We start from the raw sequence: 17,311 nt of genomic DNA on the forward strand, positions 1-17,311 counted from the left end.
AGCTTCTTACTTATGCCGGCTGTTTGGATTGGATGAAATCGGCCATGGATTGCACAGACTGCAGAATCTTGCGCCCTTCGCGCGGATCTTCCACTTTGATATGATATTGCCTTTCCAGTAACACCATCAGCTCCAGAGAGTCGATGCTGTCCAGGCCCAGCCCTTCACCAAATAAAGGAGCATTGTCATCAATATCTTCCGGTTTGGTATCCTGCAGATTTAATGCTTCAATGATCTGCACTTTGAGTTTGCTTTTTAAATCTTCCATAATCAAGTTGTAGGTTTATCCCCGTCTGTACACAGGGATGCCCTTTGTGGGGAGTAAAAATACAGTTTTACTGTTGTTTAGAAAATAGTTTATCAGTTCATTCTTCGTTTTTCCACATATCCGGCAACGGCCAGCATCACCCCGCCCGTCAGCACAAGACGCAACACATTCTTCCACACATAGCTGATATCGCCGTTACGCAGGTAAATATCGTTGATAGCGTCCAGTCCCCAGCTGAGCGGCGATAAGCGGCCTATCACCTGCATGTTGACCGGCATCACTTCCAGCGGTATCCAGATACCGCCGATGGCCGACAGGATGACAATGGAAATAGCGCCAAAGTTCAGGGCCTGGTTGGGCGTCTTAAAAAGCGTGCCTATCAGTATCCCGTAGGCCGTAGCCGCCAGCCCTATCGCTCCTGCCACCAGCAACGTAGCGCCCTGGTCGTGTCCCATCGCCAGCTTAGGCAGGTCCAGCAGTGGCATCGCATAGATGCCGACCAGCATCATCAGGTAAAACTGTAACAGGCAGATACCTACGAAAAAAAGCATCTTCCCGGCCAGGATCAACAGATAAGATCCGGGTATCAGCTTCATTCTCAACAAACTACCGTCTTCCCGCTCGCGGATCATATTACCGGCAATAGGGATCACGATGAAAAACATCGCAAAAATGCTCCAGGCGGGCACATTATGCTGTACCGAGTTAGACACCACGTCCAGCTGCCTGCTGTTGCCGGTGGCATGTTCTTTCAGTCCCACAGCCTGCAAACGGATCGGCAGGGTATCGTTGGGCGTAGCCTGCACCTCCTTGTTACGCAACTGTTGTTTGATCCGGTCCAGCAACATGTCCGTTTCCACCTGGGTCAGGAAATTATCCAGTGCCTGATGTATAGCGCCTTTAAAAGCTTTTTTTGCCGCCGGGTCAAAATAAATGACCACGTTCATGGAATCGGCCCCCTTTTTTACCGGCAGCGACACGCTCATGCCCATCCGTTGCGTGATATCGTTCACAATCCGGTTGGCATTGCTCACGATAGCGGCTGTAGCACCCGCCGGCACAATAATGCTGATTTTATACCGGCCATTGTTAACCAGCTCCCGGGCCTGCTGTTCGGTAACGGGCCGCCCGTCCAGCGTATCGATAATATTAAACTGCCCGCCTGATGCCAGCCCTTCCCGGATATATCTGCCCAGGCGGCCATGATCGTTGTCTACCGTCAGGATATCGAACTTCACATCCTGGTAATCCTTGAAAGGCGCGTCCTGTATCAGGGCCATCACGGTGATCAGGACCATCGGCATGACAAACAGTAGCGTTAACCCTGTTTTATCGCGCAACAGCAGCTGCCATTCTTTTCTTATGGTAGCCAGTAATCTAAGCATAGCTTTTTTTCATTTTGTTAATCCCGCAAGGCATGCCCGGTATAATGTAAAAAAACATCTTCCAGGTTGCGGCATTCGGGCAGCGCACTGATCAGCAGTTCCGGCTTTCCCTGGAGTATCATTTTACCCTCGTCCATGATCACCACCTCGTCGCAAAGCAACTGTGCTTCTTCCAGCAGATGGGAGGTGTACAGGATGCTGGCCCCCTGCTCGTTGTACCGGCGCAGGAATTGCAGGATCATGCTGCGTGACTGTACGTCCACGCCGGCGGTGGGCTCGTCCAGTATCAGCAAATCGGGTTCGTGCAGGATAGCAGCGATGATGTTCGCCCGGCGTTTCATGCCCCCCGAATATTTATGAATTTCTTTGTGCGCGCTTTTTTCCAGGCCAAACACTTCGAGATAATGCATGATCCTGTTGTACAGCACCTTGCCCTTAAACCCGTACAGGTTGCCGAAATAAGTGAGATTTTCCACTGCCGACAACTGGGGATACAGGGCTATCTGTTGCGGCACAATGCCGATAATTTTTTTAATCTGCTCCCGGTGAGCGGCTTCCTGCGGCAGCCCGTGTATCATCACGTTTCCGCTGTCAGCCTTTACCAGGCCGCATAAAATGGAGATGGTAGTCGTTTTGCCGGCGCCGTTAGGCCCCAGCAATCCTCCGATTTTTCCTTCGGGAAAGGCAAAAGTCAACCCTTTGAGCGTGGCTTCCGCCGCGCCTTTATAGGTTTTACACAATTCCTTTACTGCTATACTTGCCATCCTTTATTGGGTTATTTTTTGATTTGGCTATTTTTTGATTTGATTTACGGATGTTGAAATTTTTTGATTTTGAAATTTTAGATAACCTAAAGATCCTCTTACGTTCTTCGCTTTAAATCTCAAAATCAAAAAATTTCAACATCCGTAAATCAAATAACCAAATATCAAAATATTTCAAATTTCTAAATCTTCGCCAGCTTTTTGAAAAAGGTCTCTTCCGCGGCGGCACACTGTATTAACATTTCGCTCAGCTCTTTGTAAGACACGTTGTTGGCTGAACGGCTTTTACATACCCTGCCTGCCGAAAAAGCGAAGTTACGCCATAGATCTCCGGCCTGCGTGAGTTCTGTCGCCAGGCGGCTCAGCTCCGGCTTGTTCAGCAACACGGCCGACTCCTGCAGGAAAGCAGCGTACACAAAACGGAAACCGGCGCCGCCGGTACCGATCTCTTCCTGCATCCGGATCACGTTACCCAGGTACAGTGCGGATTTACGCTCTCCCACCTTCTCCGGATAATCCTTTACCCGGTTGGCCAGGAAACGGATACCCTTTACCCCGAACATGGGGAAGGGGATCTTCAGCATATAGTGGCAGGTCTGTGCAATTCCTTCTTTAATTGGTTTTTCGAAAGACGCTTTTCCGGGGACGTGTACCGGGTAGTACATTTTTCCTTTGGGGGCCGGAAAGCCTTTCGCAAAGCGTGCCTGTGCCAGGCTATCGGGATCTATCTCGGTCACGGTGTCCATCACCGGATCGCTCACCAGGTACTGATCGTCTCTTTTGCCGTATACCACGAGGTTATGGGCATTGAAATGGAAACGGTAGGAAGGCGGAAAATAGGGCAGGTAATAAACGCTGGAAAGCAGCCCTACCGGCGAACCGCCGGCTACTACACGGTCCAGCGCGGCCATCCCTTTTTCAGGGGAGGAGAATTTCGCAGTCTCCATTTTCACCCCCAGCCGCTTACATACCCGTTGAAAAATAGCGCCCGGCCAGATACGGTAAGTCGTGCCAGGCACACCGTTCACTTTCACAAAGGGCAGATGCGCGAAAAAGATGCCGGCGCCAATACCAAATGCCATCGGCTCGCTGATCTTCAGGCCATGATGTCCCAGCAGGTTGGAGATAACACCGCTTTCACAGTGGGCTGTCTGCGTATGACGAAATTGATGGTTGTTCATAATTATTGTGTGTTCACGCAAAGTCGCAAAGCAACAAAGCAGCAAAGATCATTCAACATAATTTCCTTTGCAGCTTTGTTGCTTTGCGACTTTGCGTGATAATACATTTATTTGATATGCAGTAAATCGTCCTTGCTGATTTTAAAGGCGTCCGCATAGCGCTGCAGCATCTTATCGCTCAGGCGCCGGAACACGGCCGGTTTCATATGCCGTTTCACCTGCCACTGGAACTTCCCTACGTAGTTGGCCAGCAGGGCCAGGTCCATCAGGTTTTTTTCCATGTAATAAGCGATGGGGCTGATTTCTCCGGACTGCACCAGCACTTTGGCAGCTGCTACTTTTTCATTGACTTCTTCCCAGGCCTGCGTAAGCGCAATGTTTTCCGGTTCCCACCCTGAACTCTGCACCTGTACGTAGTTACCGGAGTTGTCCACCGCATACATAATCTGTTTGAATGAGCCTTCATGCAGGTTATCACTATCCTGCGGCACTTCGTCTTTTTTCATGACTGCAGTTTTAGAAGTGAATGCCTATACCACCGTGATGTGTGCATAAGCATAGGAAAAACGCGCACTTTCAGGTACCATCATCACTATCTTCTGTCCTTTTTTGAAGCGGCCGGTATTCATCAGCTCTTCCAGCATCAGATAAGGGGAAGCGGTACCCACGTTGCCAACCCACGCCAGGTTGGTGAACCATTTTTCCAGCGGAATAGGAACGCCGAGGCGGGTGATTTCTTCATCGATCTTTAAACGGAAAAACTCGGAAGATAAATGTGGCAGGAAGAAATCAATTTCATCGAGGTTGATGTTATGTCTTTCTACCAGTTCTTTCCACATCTGTGCGCCGGAAGGCACTATGTTCTTACCCAACAGGCGGGTATCTTGTTTGAAAGAGAATACGCTGTGCTGCGCCCATTCATCAGGCGTCATGTCGATCCAGCCTTTGGTGCTGCCGTCCGGATTTTTGATGGAACCGGCGTACATGCAGGTTTCCAGGTCATTGGCGTAGGACAGGATCTCTACCCAGTCTACACGCAGGGACAGGCCTTCTTCATTGGGCTTGTCCTGGAAAAGCGCGGCGCTGGCGCCGTCAGAAAGCATCCAGCGGAGGAAGTCTTTTTCAAAAGCGATGATCGGATTCTCGTCCAGCGCTTTCAGGTTCTCTGCTTCCGGCTGGAACTTCTGCGCCAGCATCCAGGCGGAGAATTTTTCAGAGCCGGTGCTCACCGCATTGGCAGTGTTACCGCAACGGATAGACATCCAGGCATATTTAAAGGCCTGCATGCCTGCTGCACATGCCCCGGTAGCAGCGATCAGTTCCACAGGCTGGCATTTCAGCAGACCGTGTACCATGGCGGCGTGGTTAGGCAGCAATTGGTCAGGCGAGGTAGTACCGCAAGCCAGTAACTGTAATTTGCTGATGGGGAATTTTTCATCAAACAATGCGCTGACTGCGTTGGCGGTCATCTCAGCGTTGGAATGAGTGGAGTTGCCGTCCTGGTCAAGCGAATAGTAACGGTTTTTGATTTTGTTGTTGCCCAAAATCTTCAACCGCGCACGGGAAGGTCTTCCGTCTACCATTCCGAGAATGCTCTCCATTTCATCATTTTCAACAGGCTTGTTGGGTAAAAATTTAGATAGCCTGGTAATATAAACTTCCTTCATTTGAAAATAATTCGTCTTTTAAGGCCGCATGCAATCCCATAGTGACAACCGTTATTGGCCAGCCTTTCTGCGGTGATAAACATGTTTGGTTTTGTATACTTTTAAGCGGACGTAAATTAATAACTCTAAACGGAATTACAATTTTCGCGCCACCCGCGCAGATTTCCGGTACGAAAGCGGGTTAGCGCAAACCTATTCCTTTATAATAATCCACCTCCCGTTTCAACTCGTTCCGCTTGAGGTTGAGCTTGATGAGCGAAGAGAACAGCGTGATCGGTGTGAGTATGAAGATGCCTACCAGCAAAAGTGACCGGTACATCGTCACCCTTCCCTGACGGGCTGCCGCCCCGGGACCGCCTTTGGCGCTGATGAATCTGGCCCAGAAACGGAAAGCACTGATACCGTTATTTTCCAGCAACACAAGGTTAGGCAATAATTCCACCGCATCCAGCGACATCAGCTGCGGATGCAGCGATTCCCATTTTCGTGTCTCCAGCGCCGTAGCAATGGGACCGGCGAAACGGCTGGAAGTGACGATCTCATTTTCCTGCACCCCTGCCTGCGGCAGGAAGCGGGTAGCCTCTTTCTTTCCTTTGAAAGCCCACCGCAGAATGGTGATCAGCGAAACAAGATTGGGTGATTTATCTACCAGTACAATATTTCCTACCAGGTTGGCCCCCATGCGGTGCAGGTAATTTTTTACCCTTTCCTGCGCATTGAGCCACATATTGCGGCCGCCCAGCAGCGTAATCACCGGCTTGCCTTTCAGCAAACGGGCGGCTGCCTCACTTTGCAGGAAAGCGGCTGTCGGCTGGGAGGGAGACAGGAACCAGGGCTGATAGGCCAGCAGTACCAGGTCGAAGTGTGCATTCACGTCCACCTTCAACGGCTGGATGCCACGAGGCGTATCCTGCACAGTTTCGGGCATTGTATCATAAAACTGCTGCTTTCCCCATGGAAAAGGGAAAGGCTGTACAGGAACCAGTTCTTCGTATGTAATGTCCACACTGTTTGCCAGTGGTGCCAACACATGATCAATAATCCTTTTTAATTGGCCTGTCTGGGTATAATATACCACCAGGACCTTCGGTCTTTCGTTCATAAAAGGAATAGGAGTTCAACAATCCAAACTGTAAACATACAAAAAAGGACTATTATTTATGTCATTTAATAATAATTTGACAGTTGCAGGGCTGAGCTTTGGGGAGCGGAGAGACATTTTCAGTTGGCTTGTGCCCCAGCCAGATACTGCCTCAGCCGGCTTGTTATTGCTGCGGCAGTATCTGGACAAAAGGACTTAGATTTTTTTGAAAATCAATGTAAATAACAGCAAAACTGCTTTCGATATGATTTTTGAAATGTTAAAAATTTGTAAATATTGTAAACCTAAATTTTCCTAACAGAGCCAGAACCCGCTACTGAACTGGACACGGACGGATTCCCCTTATATTTCACATCTCCTGAACCAGCAATCTTCGCTTCCAGTTTTACGCTGGCGTGCACACTGGCGTCACCACTGCCCGCAATTTTTACTTCCGCTTCTTCAGACAACAGGCCGTCGCCCAGATAATCCCCGCTACCGGCAATAGAAACATTGACAGTCCTGGTTTCTCCCTGTAAGGACATATTACCGGAACCGGCGATGGAAGCTTTTACTTCCGGCGCATTAACAGTGCCGTTCAGGTTACCGGAGCCGGACAGGCTGATCTTCATTTCTTCCTTGCTGTTAAATTTGTCTACCAGCTTAATATCCCCGGAACCGGCCAGCGACACCTCGTCCACATCCGGCGTAGTCAGGTAGATATTAACACTCTTGCGGGTAGAAATATTGGTATTATGCCGGAAACGCACTTTCAGCCGGCCGCCGTCCTCCACCAGCTCCACCAGCGGCGCAATATTGTCTTCCGCCTCTATCACGGCTTTTTTGGCCGGGCCCTGGGACAGGAACACGTTCATGCTGCCTTCTACCTTGATTTTGTGAAATGATGGGGCGTTTCTTTCCTCTTTAATAACGTTGCCACTGCCTTTTACGCGGTTTTGACCAATACAGGCGCTGAAAAGGCCGGCTATTGCAAGGGTTACTGCCAGGCAGCACAGGGTGATTTTGGTTTGCATAAGTTTAGATTATAAAGAGAAAGATACAACTAGATTTCCTATTTTCTATTTTCAGAATCCGAAATTGAAGGAAGGACTTTATCTTTGCACCACCATGACAGAAAAGATACTTATCCTCGATTTCGGTTCCCAATACACACAGCTGATCGCACGCAGCATCCGGGAACTGAATGTTTATTGCGAAATTAAACCTTGTCTCCAGCCAATTACCTGGGACGATTCCATCAAAGGCGTTATTTTGTCCGGCAGCCCTTTCTCCGTCAACGACGAGAAAGCGCCCACCATCGACATCGCTGCCATCGCCGAAAAAGTACCGGTGCTCGGTATCTGCTACGGCGCCCAGCTGATGGCTAAAAACTTCGGCGGTGAAGTGGCCAAAAGCAACATCCGTGAATACGGCCGCGCTTTTATGGAACACAATGACAAAGAGGAAAAATTATTATACGACATCTCCGGCAAAAGCCAGGTTTGGATGAGCCACTCCGATACCATCAAACGTATCCCGGAAAGCTTCCAGATCATCGCTACCACCGAAAATATCCCGGTAGCTGCCTTCAAAAGCACTACCCTCGCTGCCAACCCCATCTTCGGCCTGCAGTTTCACCCGGAAGTGACCCACTCCCTGGAAGGCAAACAGATCATCCGCAACTTCCTGGTACATATCTGTAACTGTCAGCAGGACTGGACCCCGGCGGCTTTTGTACAGGAAACCATCGAAAAAATTAAAGCCCAGGTAGGCGACAAAAGAGTGGTAATGGCCCTCAGCGGCGGTGTAGACTCTACCGTAGCGGCTGAACTGATCCATAAAGCCATTGGCAAAAATCTCTTCTGCATCTTCGTGGATAACGGCCTGTTACGTAAAAATGAATACGAAACGGTACTCGAGTCTTACAAACACATGGGCCTCAACGTAAAAGGCGTTAACGCAAGAGACCTCTTCTACGGCCAGCTCGACGGTGTTTCCGATCCGGAAAAAAAACGCAAAATCATCGGCCGCCTCTTCATCGAGGTATTCCAGCATGAATCCGCGCAACTGACAGACATCTCTTTCCTCGGACAAGGCACCATCTACCCCGATGTGATCGAGTCCGTATCTGTAAACGGTCCTTCCGTTACCATCAAATCCCACCACAACGTGGGCGGTCTGCCGGAAAAAATGAACATGCAGCTGGTAGAACCCCTGCGCTTCCTCTTTAAAGACGAAGTACGCCGCGTAGGCCGCGAAATCGGTATCAGCGACGTATTCCTCGGACGCCACCCCTTCCCCGGCCCCGGCCTCGCTATCCGTATCCTCGGCGCCATCACGCCGGACAAAGTAACCATGCTCCAGGAAGCAGACGCTATCTATATCGAAGGGCTGCGCGAAGCCGGACTCTATGATAAAGTATGGCAGGCAGGTACCATCCTCCTTCCCGTACAAAGCGTAGGCGTAATGGGCGACGAACGTACTTACGAATTCACCGTAGCCCTCCGGGCGGTAACTTCCACCGACGGCATGACCGCCGACTGGGCCCACCTCCCCTACGAATTCCTGGCTAAAATGTCCAACGACATCATCAACCGGGTAAAAGGCATCAACCGCGTGGTATACGACATCAGCTCCAAACCACCTGCTACGATCGAGTGGGAATAAATTTTCCCTGAAAAATATAACAAGCAAAGGCTCAAGGGATAGACACTATCTTTTTGCGCCTTTGCTTTCTTATTTTACTTTACGTGCACGACCCCGGAATGATTTTTGTAAATTAGCGCCCATTATGAGCCAATTGATATCTGTTAAAAACCTGCTGGCCGGATTGGCGCTGTCGGTACTGTTCACAGCCTGTTCTTCCTCCAGGAAGAGCGCCAGCCGTGTAGACGGGCCCCCGCCTTCTCTGAGCAAACCCACACCGGAAAAGAAACCGGAAAACAAAAAAGAAACTGCCAAAGCAGCTCCCTTCAATGTACCGGCCTTCGCCCGGGAAGTGAAGAAGCCAACGTACAACATCGCGCTCTTTGCACCGCTGTTCCTCGACTCCGCATTTGCCAACTCCAACGATATTCCCGGCCGTACCATGCCCCGCTACGTACTGCCCGGCCTCGAATTCTACGAAGGCGCCCAGCTGGCGCTGGACAGCCTGCAGCAACTGGGTTATAACCTGAAAGTCAATGTGTACGACACCAAAGGCCGTCAAAATGTTTCGTCCCTGATCAACAACAAAACACTCGACGCCACCGACCTCATCATCGGTTCCTTCAGCACACCGGAACTGAAAGAAGTGAGCGATTTCGCCAAAAAGAAAGAAATCAACCTGGTGTCCGGCACGCTGCCCAATGACGCCGGTATCAGCGACAACCCGTTCCTGTTCATTCCCAACAGCACCCTGAGAACACATTGTGAAGCCATTCACAACTACGTACAGGAGGCTTTTTCCAATAAAAACATTGTACTGCTTCGTCGTAATACCCCCTTCGAAAGCCGCCTCGCGGCCGATTTCAAAGCGTCTTACGACAAAATGAACAATCCGAAAAAATCCAGGATCCGCGAAGCCATCTGGAACGAAAGCACCACCCCGGAAGAATTATCCAAATACCTGCTCACCGACAGACCTAACATCATCATTGTCACCGCCTTCGAAGAAAGCGGCGTTAAAAGCATCCTGCGTAAACTCAGCATTGCCAACGCCACCTACCCGATGCAGATATTCGGTATGCCTACCTGGGACGTGCTGAAGCTGAAAGATCCTGAATTCAAAACGCTGCAGGTATTCTACTCTTCCCCTTATTTCAACGATAAAACAGATACCTACAGCCGCTATCTGAGCGAATATTTCCGCAGGACCTACAGAGCGCGCCCCTCCGATATGGCGTATAAAGGCTTTGACCTCACCTACTACTTCGTACGGCTCCTGCACAACAACGGCGTATATTTCAACGGCGCGGTGGAAGCATCGCCCACCGTTATCACCCGCTTTAATTTCCAGCCGGTGTATGCTCGTGAGAATGAGCAAATACCCTCTTACTTCGAGAACAAAAACATCTTCATCATCCAGAAAGGCGACAGCGTGGATGTGAAAATGAATCAATAAAGATTTTTACAGCTGTCCACGGATAGCTTGTTGAGTCGAACACGGCCATGGCAGCAGCCATGGCCTTTTTTTTGTATATTCATGGTAATGGAGCTGCTTCAATTTACCGACAAAGGCATCTGGTGCGCTGCAGGCGATTTTTACATCGATCCCTGGAAACCCGTACAGCGCGCTGTGATCACACACGCGCATTCAGATCACGCCCGCTGGGGCAACCAGTACTATCTCTGCGAACAAACCAGTATCCCGCTGCTCAAACTGCGACTGGGCGCCGATATCAACGTACAGGGCATTCCCTACGAGGAAAGCATTTACTTCAACGGCGTCAAACTCTCCCTGCATCCGGCCGGCCACATGATCGGCTCCGCACAGGTAAGGGTAGAGCTGAACGGGGAAGTATGGGTAGCCAGCGGAGACTACAAACTGGAGGCCGATGGTATTGCTCTTCCCTTTGAACCGGTACGCTGCCACACGTTCATCACAGAGTCTACCTTCGGGCTGCCTATCTATCGCTGGGAACCGCAACAGCAGCTATTTTCCCGCATCACTAACTGGATATACGAAAACCAGCAGGCCGGCAAAACATCCGTCATCACCGCTTACAGCCTCGGCAAAGCGCAGCGCCTGCTCTTCCATCTGCGGGATAAAGTTACCCGCCTGATGGGGCATGGCGCCATCACCAATGTCAACGATCTGTTGATAGCACAGGGTTACCCGTTACCCACCGTAGAAAGAATAACACCCGAAACACCTAAAACCGCTTTTAAAAACGCGGTCATCATAGCGCCGCCTTCGGCGGATGACTCAGCCTGGATGCGCCGTTTTAACCCTTATTCGCTGGGTGTATGCAGCGGCTGGATGCAGGTAAGGGGACATATGCGCCGACGCAACGCCGATGCAGGCTTTGCGCTCTCCGACCATGCAGACTGGAAAGGCCTGCTGGAAGCGGTGGCCGCCACCGGCGCCACACGCATATACGCCACCCACGGCTTCAGCAGCGTATTCGCCCGCTATCTCAGCGAAAAAGGACTCGACGCCAGAGAGGTAAGCACCGCCTATGGTGACGAAGAAACTATTACTAACCCGGAAACATAATACCGTGCAACAGTTCGCCCAACTCGTCCAACTGCTGAGCAACAGCACCAAAACCAACGAAAAACTGGAAGCGCTGAGCCAGTATTTCGCCACCGCCCCGGATAAAGATAAAACCTGGGTACTGGCGCTGTTTTCCGGTCGCAGGCCCAAACGCACGGTCAACAGCACACAGCTGAAAACATGGTGCATGCAGGCCACCGGCCTGCCCGAATGGCTGTTCAACGAATGTTACGGCACCGTAGGCGACCTCGGCGAAACCATCGCCCTCCTGCTGCCGCCACGCAGTCACTCCGCCAGCCATCCCCTGCATTACTGGCTGGAGCAACTGCAGCAGTTGGAGAAAGCCGCTGAACCGGAGAAACAAGCCTTCATCCTGCAAACATGGGACACCCTGGATGACAACGAACGTTTTGTGTTCAACAAACTCATCACCGGTGGCTTCCGCATCGGCGTATCACAGAAAATGATGGTCAACGCGCTCGCTAAAACCTACGATATCCCCGCCGCCACGCTGTCGCACATGATCAGCGGCACCTGGGACCCCGCGGCCGTTACCATAGAAGCGCTCCTGCACCAGAGCACCAGCGGCGCAGACGCGTCCCGCCCCTATCCCTTCTACCTGGCTTACGCCCTCGAAGAAACACCCGCCGGCCTCGGCCCCATCGAAGACTGGCAGGCGGAATGGAAGTGGGACGGCATCCGCGGACAGATGATCAAAAGAGAAGGACAGCTGTTCGTATGGTCCCGCGGAGAAGAACTGATCACTGACAAGTTCCCCGAATTCAGCCTACTGACAGATACGCTCCCCGATGGCACCGTGATAGACGGCGAAATCCTCACCTATGCCGATGGCAGACCACTCCCGTTTCAAACACTGCAAACACGCATTGGCCGGAAAAACGTCACCCGCAAACAACTGCAGGAAGCGCCCGTGGCCTTTCTCAGCTACGACCTGCTGGAGTGGGAAGGCGCTGATATCCGGGAAAAACCATTGATGGAAAGAAGAACATTATTGACGCAACTGGTCCAAAGCCAGCAACAACCGGCGCTGCTGCTATCGCCGGAAGTGGCCGCCGCCTCCTGGGATGAACTGGCGCAGATACGGGGAATGTCGCGCGAGCAGGTCAGCGAAGGACTCATGCTGAAAAAAAGAAGCGCCCCCTACCAGGTAGGCCGCAAGCGGGGCGACTGGTGGAAATGGAAAATAGATCCGTATACCATCGATGCGGTGATGATATACGCCCAGAAAGGGCATGGACGCCGCTCCAACCTCTACACCGATTATACTTTCGCCGTGAAAGACGGCGATCAGCTGGTACCTTTTACCAAAGCCTATTCCGGCCTGACCGACAAAGAAATTGCAGCAGTGGACAACTGGGTTAAACGGCATTCGCTGGAGAAATTCGGTCCTGTAAGAACAGTAGAACCATTGCTGGTATTTGAAATTGCCTTTGAAGGCATTGCCGCTTCCAACCGGCACAAATCAGGCGTAGCCCTGCGCTTTCCCCGTATCAGCCGCTGGCGGCAGGACAAGCCGGTGACAGACATCAACACCCTCGAAGACCTGAAAGCGCTGTTACGGCAAGCCGGTGGACAGACGGAATAACCCTACGATGGTATTTCCGCCAGTTGTCCTTCTGCGACAGCAGACTCACGCCACCAGAAACGATATAGCTGCAAAATAGCACCGGTAGCGATCAATGCCAGCACTACCAGGCCCGCTGCATAACTGTTCCATTGATTCACCACTGCCAGCTGCATCATCAATCCTACCAGCGACAATCCCAGTCCGCCGCCCATAGCATTACAGGTACCGTTGATGCCCGAAGCCAGGCCGTGCTGCGTTTCCGGTACTGCCTGTATGGCCAGAATGGTAATAGCAGGAAAAGTGATCGACATCCCCAATGAGTTGATACACAATACCGCCAGCAACATAAACGGCAAATGCCACGCTGTGAAATAACTCAGCCCAAAAAACAGGATACCGCCCAACATAAAGCAGCTGCCGGCAATACCGGTGCGCGTTACACCCAACCGGTGAAACAGGTGCGGGAGCAGGTATTTGGAAATCAACCCGGACAAAATACTGAAAGGGAATAACAACAGTCCCGCTGTGGAGGAACTGAAGCCCAGCGCTTCCTGCAAGTACAGGGTCAGCAAAAAGACATAGGGAAGAAAAGTGCTGCCCAGCAAGGTGGCGCCGACATTTCCGGTGATTACGCCCTTTAAACGGAACAGGTCAAAGTCAACTAACGGTGACGCATGTACGCGTTCTCTTTTTACAAAATAAACGCCCACTGTCAGCAGCACCGCCAGCAACAGCACGAAGCCAGCCGGATGCGCCGCAATATGGCCGAGATCGTGGATCAGCCAGGCTGTCAGCATCAGCAGCAGGGTAATCAGGATACCACTCAGCAGGTTACTGTCCTGCTTCGCCTCCGGCTGCCGGTCCCGCGGAATAAAGCGGTACGCCAGCAGAATGGCTGCGCCGATGACCGGCACGTTGATAAAGAAAACCCATTGCCACCCCATCCATGCGCTGATAAGCCCACCAATAGCAAGGCCAGTCGCAAAGCCGATGCCCGCCATGGCGCCGAAGATGCCAAACGCCCTGTTTTTTTCTGCCGGTACTGTAAAAGTATGACTGATGATCGCCATCGCCGCCGGTATGGCCAACGCTACGCCCAATCCCTGCAGACCGCGGCAGACCAACAGCCACGCAAACGACATGGAAAAACCCGCTCCCAGCGATGCCAGTACAAACAGGAAGGCGCCGGTGATAAAAATTTTCCGTCTTCCCATGGTATCCGACAGGCGCCCTCCCAGCAACACGAACCCCGCATACATCAGCACATACACTGTCTGCACCCACTGGATAGCGTCAGGCCCAAAATGAAAGTAGGTCTGCATGCCCGGCAACGCCATGTTCAACACCGATACGTCCAATGCTTCAAAAAAAATCGCCATGCAGGCTACCGTCAGGATAATTCGCTTTTCCATAGTATCATTTTCGCCACAAACCTAAAATTTTAGAACACAGATCAATCAATTTTAATATTTTTGGAACAAATACCCATAAAACCAATTATTTAAAGACATTTTTTCCAAAAATTCGCCAAAATGGACCCAAAAAAAGAACAGGTACCACCCGCGCTCACGCTCGATGAAAAGGACATGGGCATCCTCCGGTTGTTGCAACAGGACGCTAAAATGACGATCCGTGATATCGCACGACAGCTCAATCTTAGCACCACGCCGGTGTACGAGCGTATCCGCAAAATGGAACAGGCAGGCGTTATCAGGCAATACGCCGCCATCGTAGATCCCAGGAAAATCAACAAAGGGATGACGGTGCTCGTGTATATCACACTAAAAGAACACAATAAAAAGAACGGTAAAAAATTCATCCAGGAAATCGTTTCTTTCCAGGAGGTGACGGAATGCCTCAATATATCCGGTGAGTTTGACTTTATGATCAAGGTACAGGTAAAAGATATGGACGAGTACCGGGAGTTTTACGTGAACAAATTGGGGGAATTGGATAACCTGAGCCATACCCAAAGCATTTTTGTGATCTCTGTTATAAAAGAAACACATCAGGTCGTATATTAGCAGCGAACAGTGATTGTTGTTTCCAAATTTACACCGCATAACCTATGCTGAAGCTATCCACGGGGTTGTATATACTATTCCTTCTCCAGATCGTTTTGCCGGCAAGCAGCCAGTCTGCTTACTTCGCTCACTCCATTGGAGCGGGACTTTACTCAGGCGACAATCATTTTGCCGGAGGTGTCGTCTATTCACCGCGGTTTAACTTTGGCATCATCTCCAGGCGTTCGGCCTTCGCTATCGGTACACAGCTGGCGCTGGGCGGTAATCTGCGCGCCAGTTACTCCCGCTATTCCGAAGGCAACTCCACGAGTTTTTTTATGGCAGATGTTCCGTTGTTCCTCACCTACAACTATGGCAATTTTGCCACCACACAGTCTGACACGAGGCTGGGACTCTTTACCGGCGCCGGTTACGGCTTTCATAACGGCAGCCGCAATGTGGACAACATTGATGATGACGAAGACGCCAATGACCAGGTGCATGTATCGGGGTTTGCGTTTACCACCGGATGCCGTTTCATGATAGGCCATACTTCACTGGGTCTTCACTTCTCCTATCTTTTCAACAACAACAATTACAATCCTGATATCCCCGGTATCGGCAGCGCCGGGCTTTCCTATAATATACACTCCGGCCGTAAAGGCTTCTAACGCGCCACCGGCAGCAGGTTGTCGAACCCGATGTGATAATCGAGGTAACTACCCGGGGGGTCTCCCGGCGTATGCACCACCACCATGCTGCACAACGCACGGCGGCTGCGGGCATTGGCCGTTTCAAAAGCGATCCCCAGCTTTTCGTCATCATACACTTCGATGCGGCGGGATTTGTTTTTAGCTGCATACACCTTCACCAGTTTCAGGCCGGGATAGGCTTTCCTGATAGCGGTCATGGTACTGCCTGCTCCTACCTTTTCTGCCGTCCGGAAGCGGCGGGAAGTAACCCTGATCTCTTTCACGTATTGTGTATCCTGTGTACGCATAGCGGTAAACACCGCCAGCACTGCAGCCGAATCCACAGCGCCGCCTTTCCTGCGGCCATACCATATCCGCCATGCTTTCATCATAGCAGCGTCGCCAGTATCGGGTTTGCCCAACGATGCCAGCTCGTTGGCCGGCATTTCCAGTTTTACTTGACCAATGGATTCGCCCGGTACAATCTTCCAGGCTTCCTGTTGCGCGTTGACAACAGGTATGATAAACAATAATCCGATTAAAGTGAACAAATAACGCATATACGTAGTATTTGCCTGTACGCCGCAAAAACGTTGCCATGCTCGTTTGCCACAGCCAACTTATCAGTCGCGTTAAAAAAAATTAAAAACCGTTTTCGTAAAGATTTCCTTAACATTTCCACGGCTACTTTTACACCTGTAATGCATTGCTGTCACTACCTACATTCGTCGTATTTATATCAATAAACAAAGAAAAGTAACATGAGAAAAATTCTATTTGTACTGCTGGCAGTAATGTCCGTAGCAGTAGGAGCCTACGCCCAGAAAAAAGTCAGCTATGGCTTAAAAGGAGGACTGAACCTTTCCAATTACAACGCAAAATTCGACTACTTCCGTGCAGGCATATACGCCGGCGTTTTTGCTGAAATCAAATTAAAAGAACGCTGGGCGGTACAACCGGAAATAATGTATTACCGCAACGGCGGCCGCGGGACCTATATGCTGTTTTCCCCGGTCCATAACGCTTCAGAAAGAAAAGAAGATTATATCAGCATCCCTATAATGTTTAAGTATTATGCGCTGCCTAAATTATACCTGGAAGCCGGACCAGAGGTGAACTACGTGGTATCTGCCAAAGAAAAAGCGGACGGCCGTAACTTCAACCTTATTGATAGTTACCAGGACCGCCTGAGCGTCAGCGGCTCTGTAGGCATCGGCTACCAGTTACCAAGAGGCTTCGGCATCAATGCCCGCTATTCTTACAGCGCACCCATAAAAGCACAACATCCATCTTTTCATAACAATACCGGAAAAATTGGCTTTACCTATACTTTTCAGTCTAAATAACCGGCCTTTCTCCATTGTTTTTCTCGCAAAGCACGCAAAGATTTTTGTTTTATATTAAGCACGCAAAGTATGACTGTTATCGATTATCATATAGTGTATTTTTGATCATGGTTAGGTCAATTGATATGATCTACGGTCC

General features: G+C 50.6%; 17 protein-coding genes. 7 read left to right on the top strand and 10 right to left on the bottom strand.

Annotation, left to right across the window (positions count from 1 at the left end; translation table 11 throughout):
• Positions 1–10: 10 nt before the first annotated feature.
• From B5D63_RS10355 to B5D63_RS10390, 8 genes are all read right to left on the bottom strand, one after another.
• The gene (locus B5D63_RS10355; protein ID WP_078668748.1) at positions 11–268 is read right to left on the bottom strand and encodes a phosphopantetheine-binding protein; all 258 of its coding nucleotides are present in this window, start codon (positions 266–268) and stop codon (positions 11–13) included.
• 92 nt (positions 269–360) lie between these two features.
• Positions 361–1,653: an ABC transporter permease gene (locus tag B5D63_RS10360; protein ID WP_078668749.1), complete on the bottom strand. Its 1,293-nt coding sequence runs from the start codon at positions 1,651–1,653 to the stop codon at positions 361–363.
• A 17-nt stretch (positions 1,654–1,670) separates the two neighbouring features.
• A complete protein-coding gene (locus B5D63_RS10365) occupies positions 1,671–2,417 on the bottom strand; it encodes an ABC transporter ATP-binding protein (RefSeq protein ID WP_235021505.1) in 747 nt (248 codons plus the stop codon).
• Between the two features lie 182 nt (positions 2,418–2,599).
• A complete protein-coding gene (locus B5D63_RS10370; protein WP_078668750.1) occupies positions 2,600–3,598 on the bottom strand; it encodes a BtrH-related acyltransferase DarH in 999 nt (332 codons plus the stop codon).
• A gap of 107 nt (positions 3,599–3,705) precedes the next feature.
• Positions 3,706–4,104 (bottom strand): flexirubin biosynthesis protein DarG, encoded by a 399-nt coding sequence (locus B5D63_RS10375; RefSeq protein ID WP_078668751.1) that lies wholly within the window; start codon positions 4,102–4,104, stop codon positions 3,706–3,708.
• 24 nt (positions 4,105–4,128) lie between these two features.
• A complete protein-coding gene (locus tag B5D63_RS10380) occupies positions 4,129–5,265 on the bottom strand; it encodes a dialkylresorcinol biosynthesis protein DarB (protein ID WP_078668752.1) in 1,137 nt (378 codons plus the stop codon).
• A 181-nt stretch (positions 5,266–5,446) separates the two neighbouring features.
• Positions 5,447–6,367, bottom strand: coding sequence for a hypothetical protein (locus B5D63_RS10385; protein ID WP_078668753.1), 921 nt, complete (start codon positions 6,365–6,367; stop codon positions 5,447–5,449).
• Between the two features lie 284 nt (positions 6,368–6,651).
• Complete coding sequence (locus B5D63_RS10390) at positions 6,652–7,380, bottom strand: head GIN domain-containing protein (RefSeq protein WP_078668754.1); 729 nt, start codon at positions 7,378–7,380, stop codon at positions 6,652–6,654.
• Between the two features lie 94 nt (positions 7,381–7,474).
• Here B5D63_RS10390 and guaA point away from each other — a divergent pair, with 94 nt between their 5' ends.
• The 4 genes from guaA (at position 7,475) to B5D63_RS10410 (ending at position 13,149) form a co-directional block, all read left to right on the top strand.
• Positions 7,475–9,013 (top strand): glutamine-hydrolyzing GMP synthase, encoded by a 1,539-nt coding sequence (guaA, locus tag B5D63_RS10395; RefSeq protein ID WP_078668755.1) that lies wholly within the window; start codon positions 7,475–7,477, stop codon positions 9,011–9,013.
• A gap of 124 nt (positions 9,014–9,137) precedes the next feature.
• Positions 9,138–10,448, top strand: a complete 1,311-nt coding sequence (locus tag B5D63_RS10400) for an ABC transporter substrate-binding protein (RefSeq protein WP_078668756.1) — start codon at positions 9,138–9,140, stop codon at positions 10,446–10,448.
• 87 nt (positions 10,449–10,535) lie between these two features.
• Complete coding sequence (locus B5D63_RS10405; protein ID WP_078668757.1) at positions 10,536–11,543, top strand: ligase-associated DNA damage response exonuclease; 1,008 nt, start codon at positions 10,536–10,538, stop codon at positions 11,541–11,543.
• Positions 11,506–13,149, top strand: a complete 1,644-nt coding sequence (locus tag B5D63_RS10410) for an ATP-dependent DNA ligase (RefSeq protein WP_235021506.1) — start codon at positions 11,506–11,508, stop codon at positions 13,147–13,149. Before B5D63_RS10405 ends, B5D63_RS10410 begins: the two co-directional genes overlap by 38 nt.
• Before the next feature lie 2 nt (positions 13,150–13,151).
• On the opposite strand, the gene B5D63_RS10415 is transcribed toward B5D63_RS10410, so the two are convergent.
• Entirely contained in the window at positions 13,152–14,543 is a 1,392-nt protein-coding gene (locus B5D63_RS10415; RefSeq protein ID WP_078668759.1) for an MFS transporter, read from the bottom strand.
• A 120-nt stretch (positions 14,544–14,663) separates the two neighbouring features.
• Between B5D63_RS10415 and B5D63_RS10420 the strand changes: the two genes are divergently transcribed.
• Both B5D63_RS10420 and B5D63_RS10425 read left to right on the top strand, forming a co-directional pair.
• Positions 14,664–15,155, top strand: a complete 492-nt coding sequence (locus B5D63_RS10420) for an Lrp/AsnC family transcriptional regulator (RefSeq protein WP_078668760.1) — start codon at positions 14,664–14,666, stop codon at positions 15,153–15,155.
• A 44-nt stretch (positions 15,156–15,199) separates the two neighbouring features.
• Positions 15,200–15,805 (top strand): hypothetical protein, encoded by a 606-nt coding sequence (locus tag B5D63_RS10425; protein ID WP_078668761.1) that lies wholly within the window; start codon positions 15,200–15,202, stop codon positions 15,803–15,805.
• Here B5D63_RS10425 and B5D63_RS10430 read toward each other — a convergent pair.
• Complete coding sequence (locus B5D63_RS10430; RefSeq protein WP_078668762.1) at positions 15,802–16,386, bottom strand: hypothetical protein; 585 nt, start codon at positions 16,384–16,386, stop codon at positions 15,802–15,804. The genes B5D63_RS10425 and B5D63_RS10430 overlap by 4 nt on opposite strands.
• A gap of 201 nt (positions 16,387–16,587) precedes the next feature.
• On the opposite strand from B5D63_RS10430, the gene B5D63_RS10435 reads away from it, so the two are divergent.
• Entirely contained in the window at positions 16,588–17,172 is a 585-nt protein-coding gene (locus B5D63_RS10435) for a porin family protein (RefSeq protein ID WP_078668763.1), read from the top strand.
• Positions 17,173–17,311 lie beyond the last annotated feature (139 nt).

It is taken from the genome of Chitinophaga eiseniae (assembly GCF_900167135.1).
GTDB classification, from domain to species: domain Bacteria; phylum Bacteroidota; class Bacteroidia; order Chitinophagales; family Chitinophagaceae; genus Chitinophaga; species Chitinophaga eiseniae.

Bases quoted from the DNA above. Each gene is read 5' to 3' on its own strand.
- B5D63_RS10355 (WP_078668748.1), bottom strand. From the start codon at position 268: ATGGAAGATTTAAAAAGCAAACTCAAAGTGCAGATCATTGAAGCATTA.
- B5D63_RS10360 (WP_078668749.1), bottom strand. From the start codon at position 1,653: ATGCTTAGATTACTGGCTACCATAAGAAAAGAATGGCAGCTGCTGTTG.
- B5D63_RS10365 (WP_235021505.1), bottom strand. From the start codon at position 2,417: ATGGCAAGTATAGCAGTAAAGGAATTGTGTAAAACCTATAAAGGCGCG.
- B5D63_RS10370 (WP_078668750.1), bottom strand. From the start codon at position 3,598: ATGAACAACCATCAATTTCGTCATACGCAGACAGCCCACTGTGAAAGC.
- B5D63_RS10375 (WP_078668751.1), bottom strand. From the start codon at position 4,104: ATGAAAAAAGACGAAGTGCCGCAGGATAGTGATAACCTGCATGAAGGC.
- B5D63_RS10380 (WP_078668752.1), bottom strand. From the start codon at position 5,265: ATGAAGGAAGTTTATATTACCAGGCTATCTAAATTTTTACCCAACAAG.
- B5D63_RS10385 (WP_078668753.1), bottom strand. From the start codon at position 6,367: ATGAACGAAAGACCGAAGGTCCTGGTGGTATATTATACCCAGACAGGC.
- B5D63_RS10390 (WP_078668754.1), bottom strand. From the start codon at position 7,380: ATGCAAACCAAAATCACCCTGTGCTGCCTGGCAGTAACCCTTGCAATA.
- guaA (WP_078668755.1), top strand. From the start codon at position 7,475: ATGACAGAAAAGATACTTATCCTCGATTTCGGTTCCCAATACACACAG.
- B5D63_RS10400 (WP_078668756.1), top strand. From the start codon at position 9,138: ATGAGCCAATTGATATCTGTTAAAAACCTGCTGGCCGGATTGGCGCTG.
- B5D63_RS10405 (WP_078668757.1), top strand. From the start codon at position 10,536: ATGGAGCTGCTTCAATTTACCGACAAAGGCATCTGGTGCGCTGCAGGC.
- B5D63_RS10410 (WP_235021506.1), top strand. From the start codon at position 11,506: ATGGTGACGAAGAAACTATTACTAACCCGGAAACATAATACCGTGCAA.
- B5D63_RS10415 (WP_078668759.1), bottom strand. From the start codon at position 14,543: ATGGAAAAGCGAATTATCCTGACGGTAGCCTGCATGGCGATTTTTTTT.
- B5D63_RS10420 (WP_078668760.1), top strand. From the start codon at position 14,664: ATGGACCCAAAAAAAGAACAGGTACCACCCGCGCTCACGCTCGATGAA.
- B5D63_RS10425 (WP_078668761.1), top strand. From the start codon at position 15,200: ATGCTGAAGCTATCCACGGGGTTGTATATACTATTCCTTCTCCAGATC.
- B5D63_RS10430 (WP_078668762.1), bottom strand. From the start codon at position 16,386: ATGCGTTATTTGTTCACTTTAATCGGATTATTGTTTATCATACCTGTT.
- B5D63_RS10435 (WP_078668763.1), top strand. From the start codon at position 16,588: ATGAGAAAAATTCTATTTGTACTGCTGGCAGTAATGTCCGTAGCAGTA.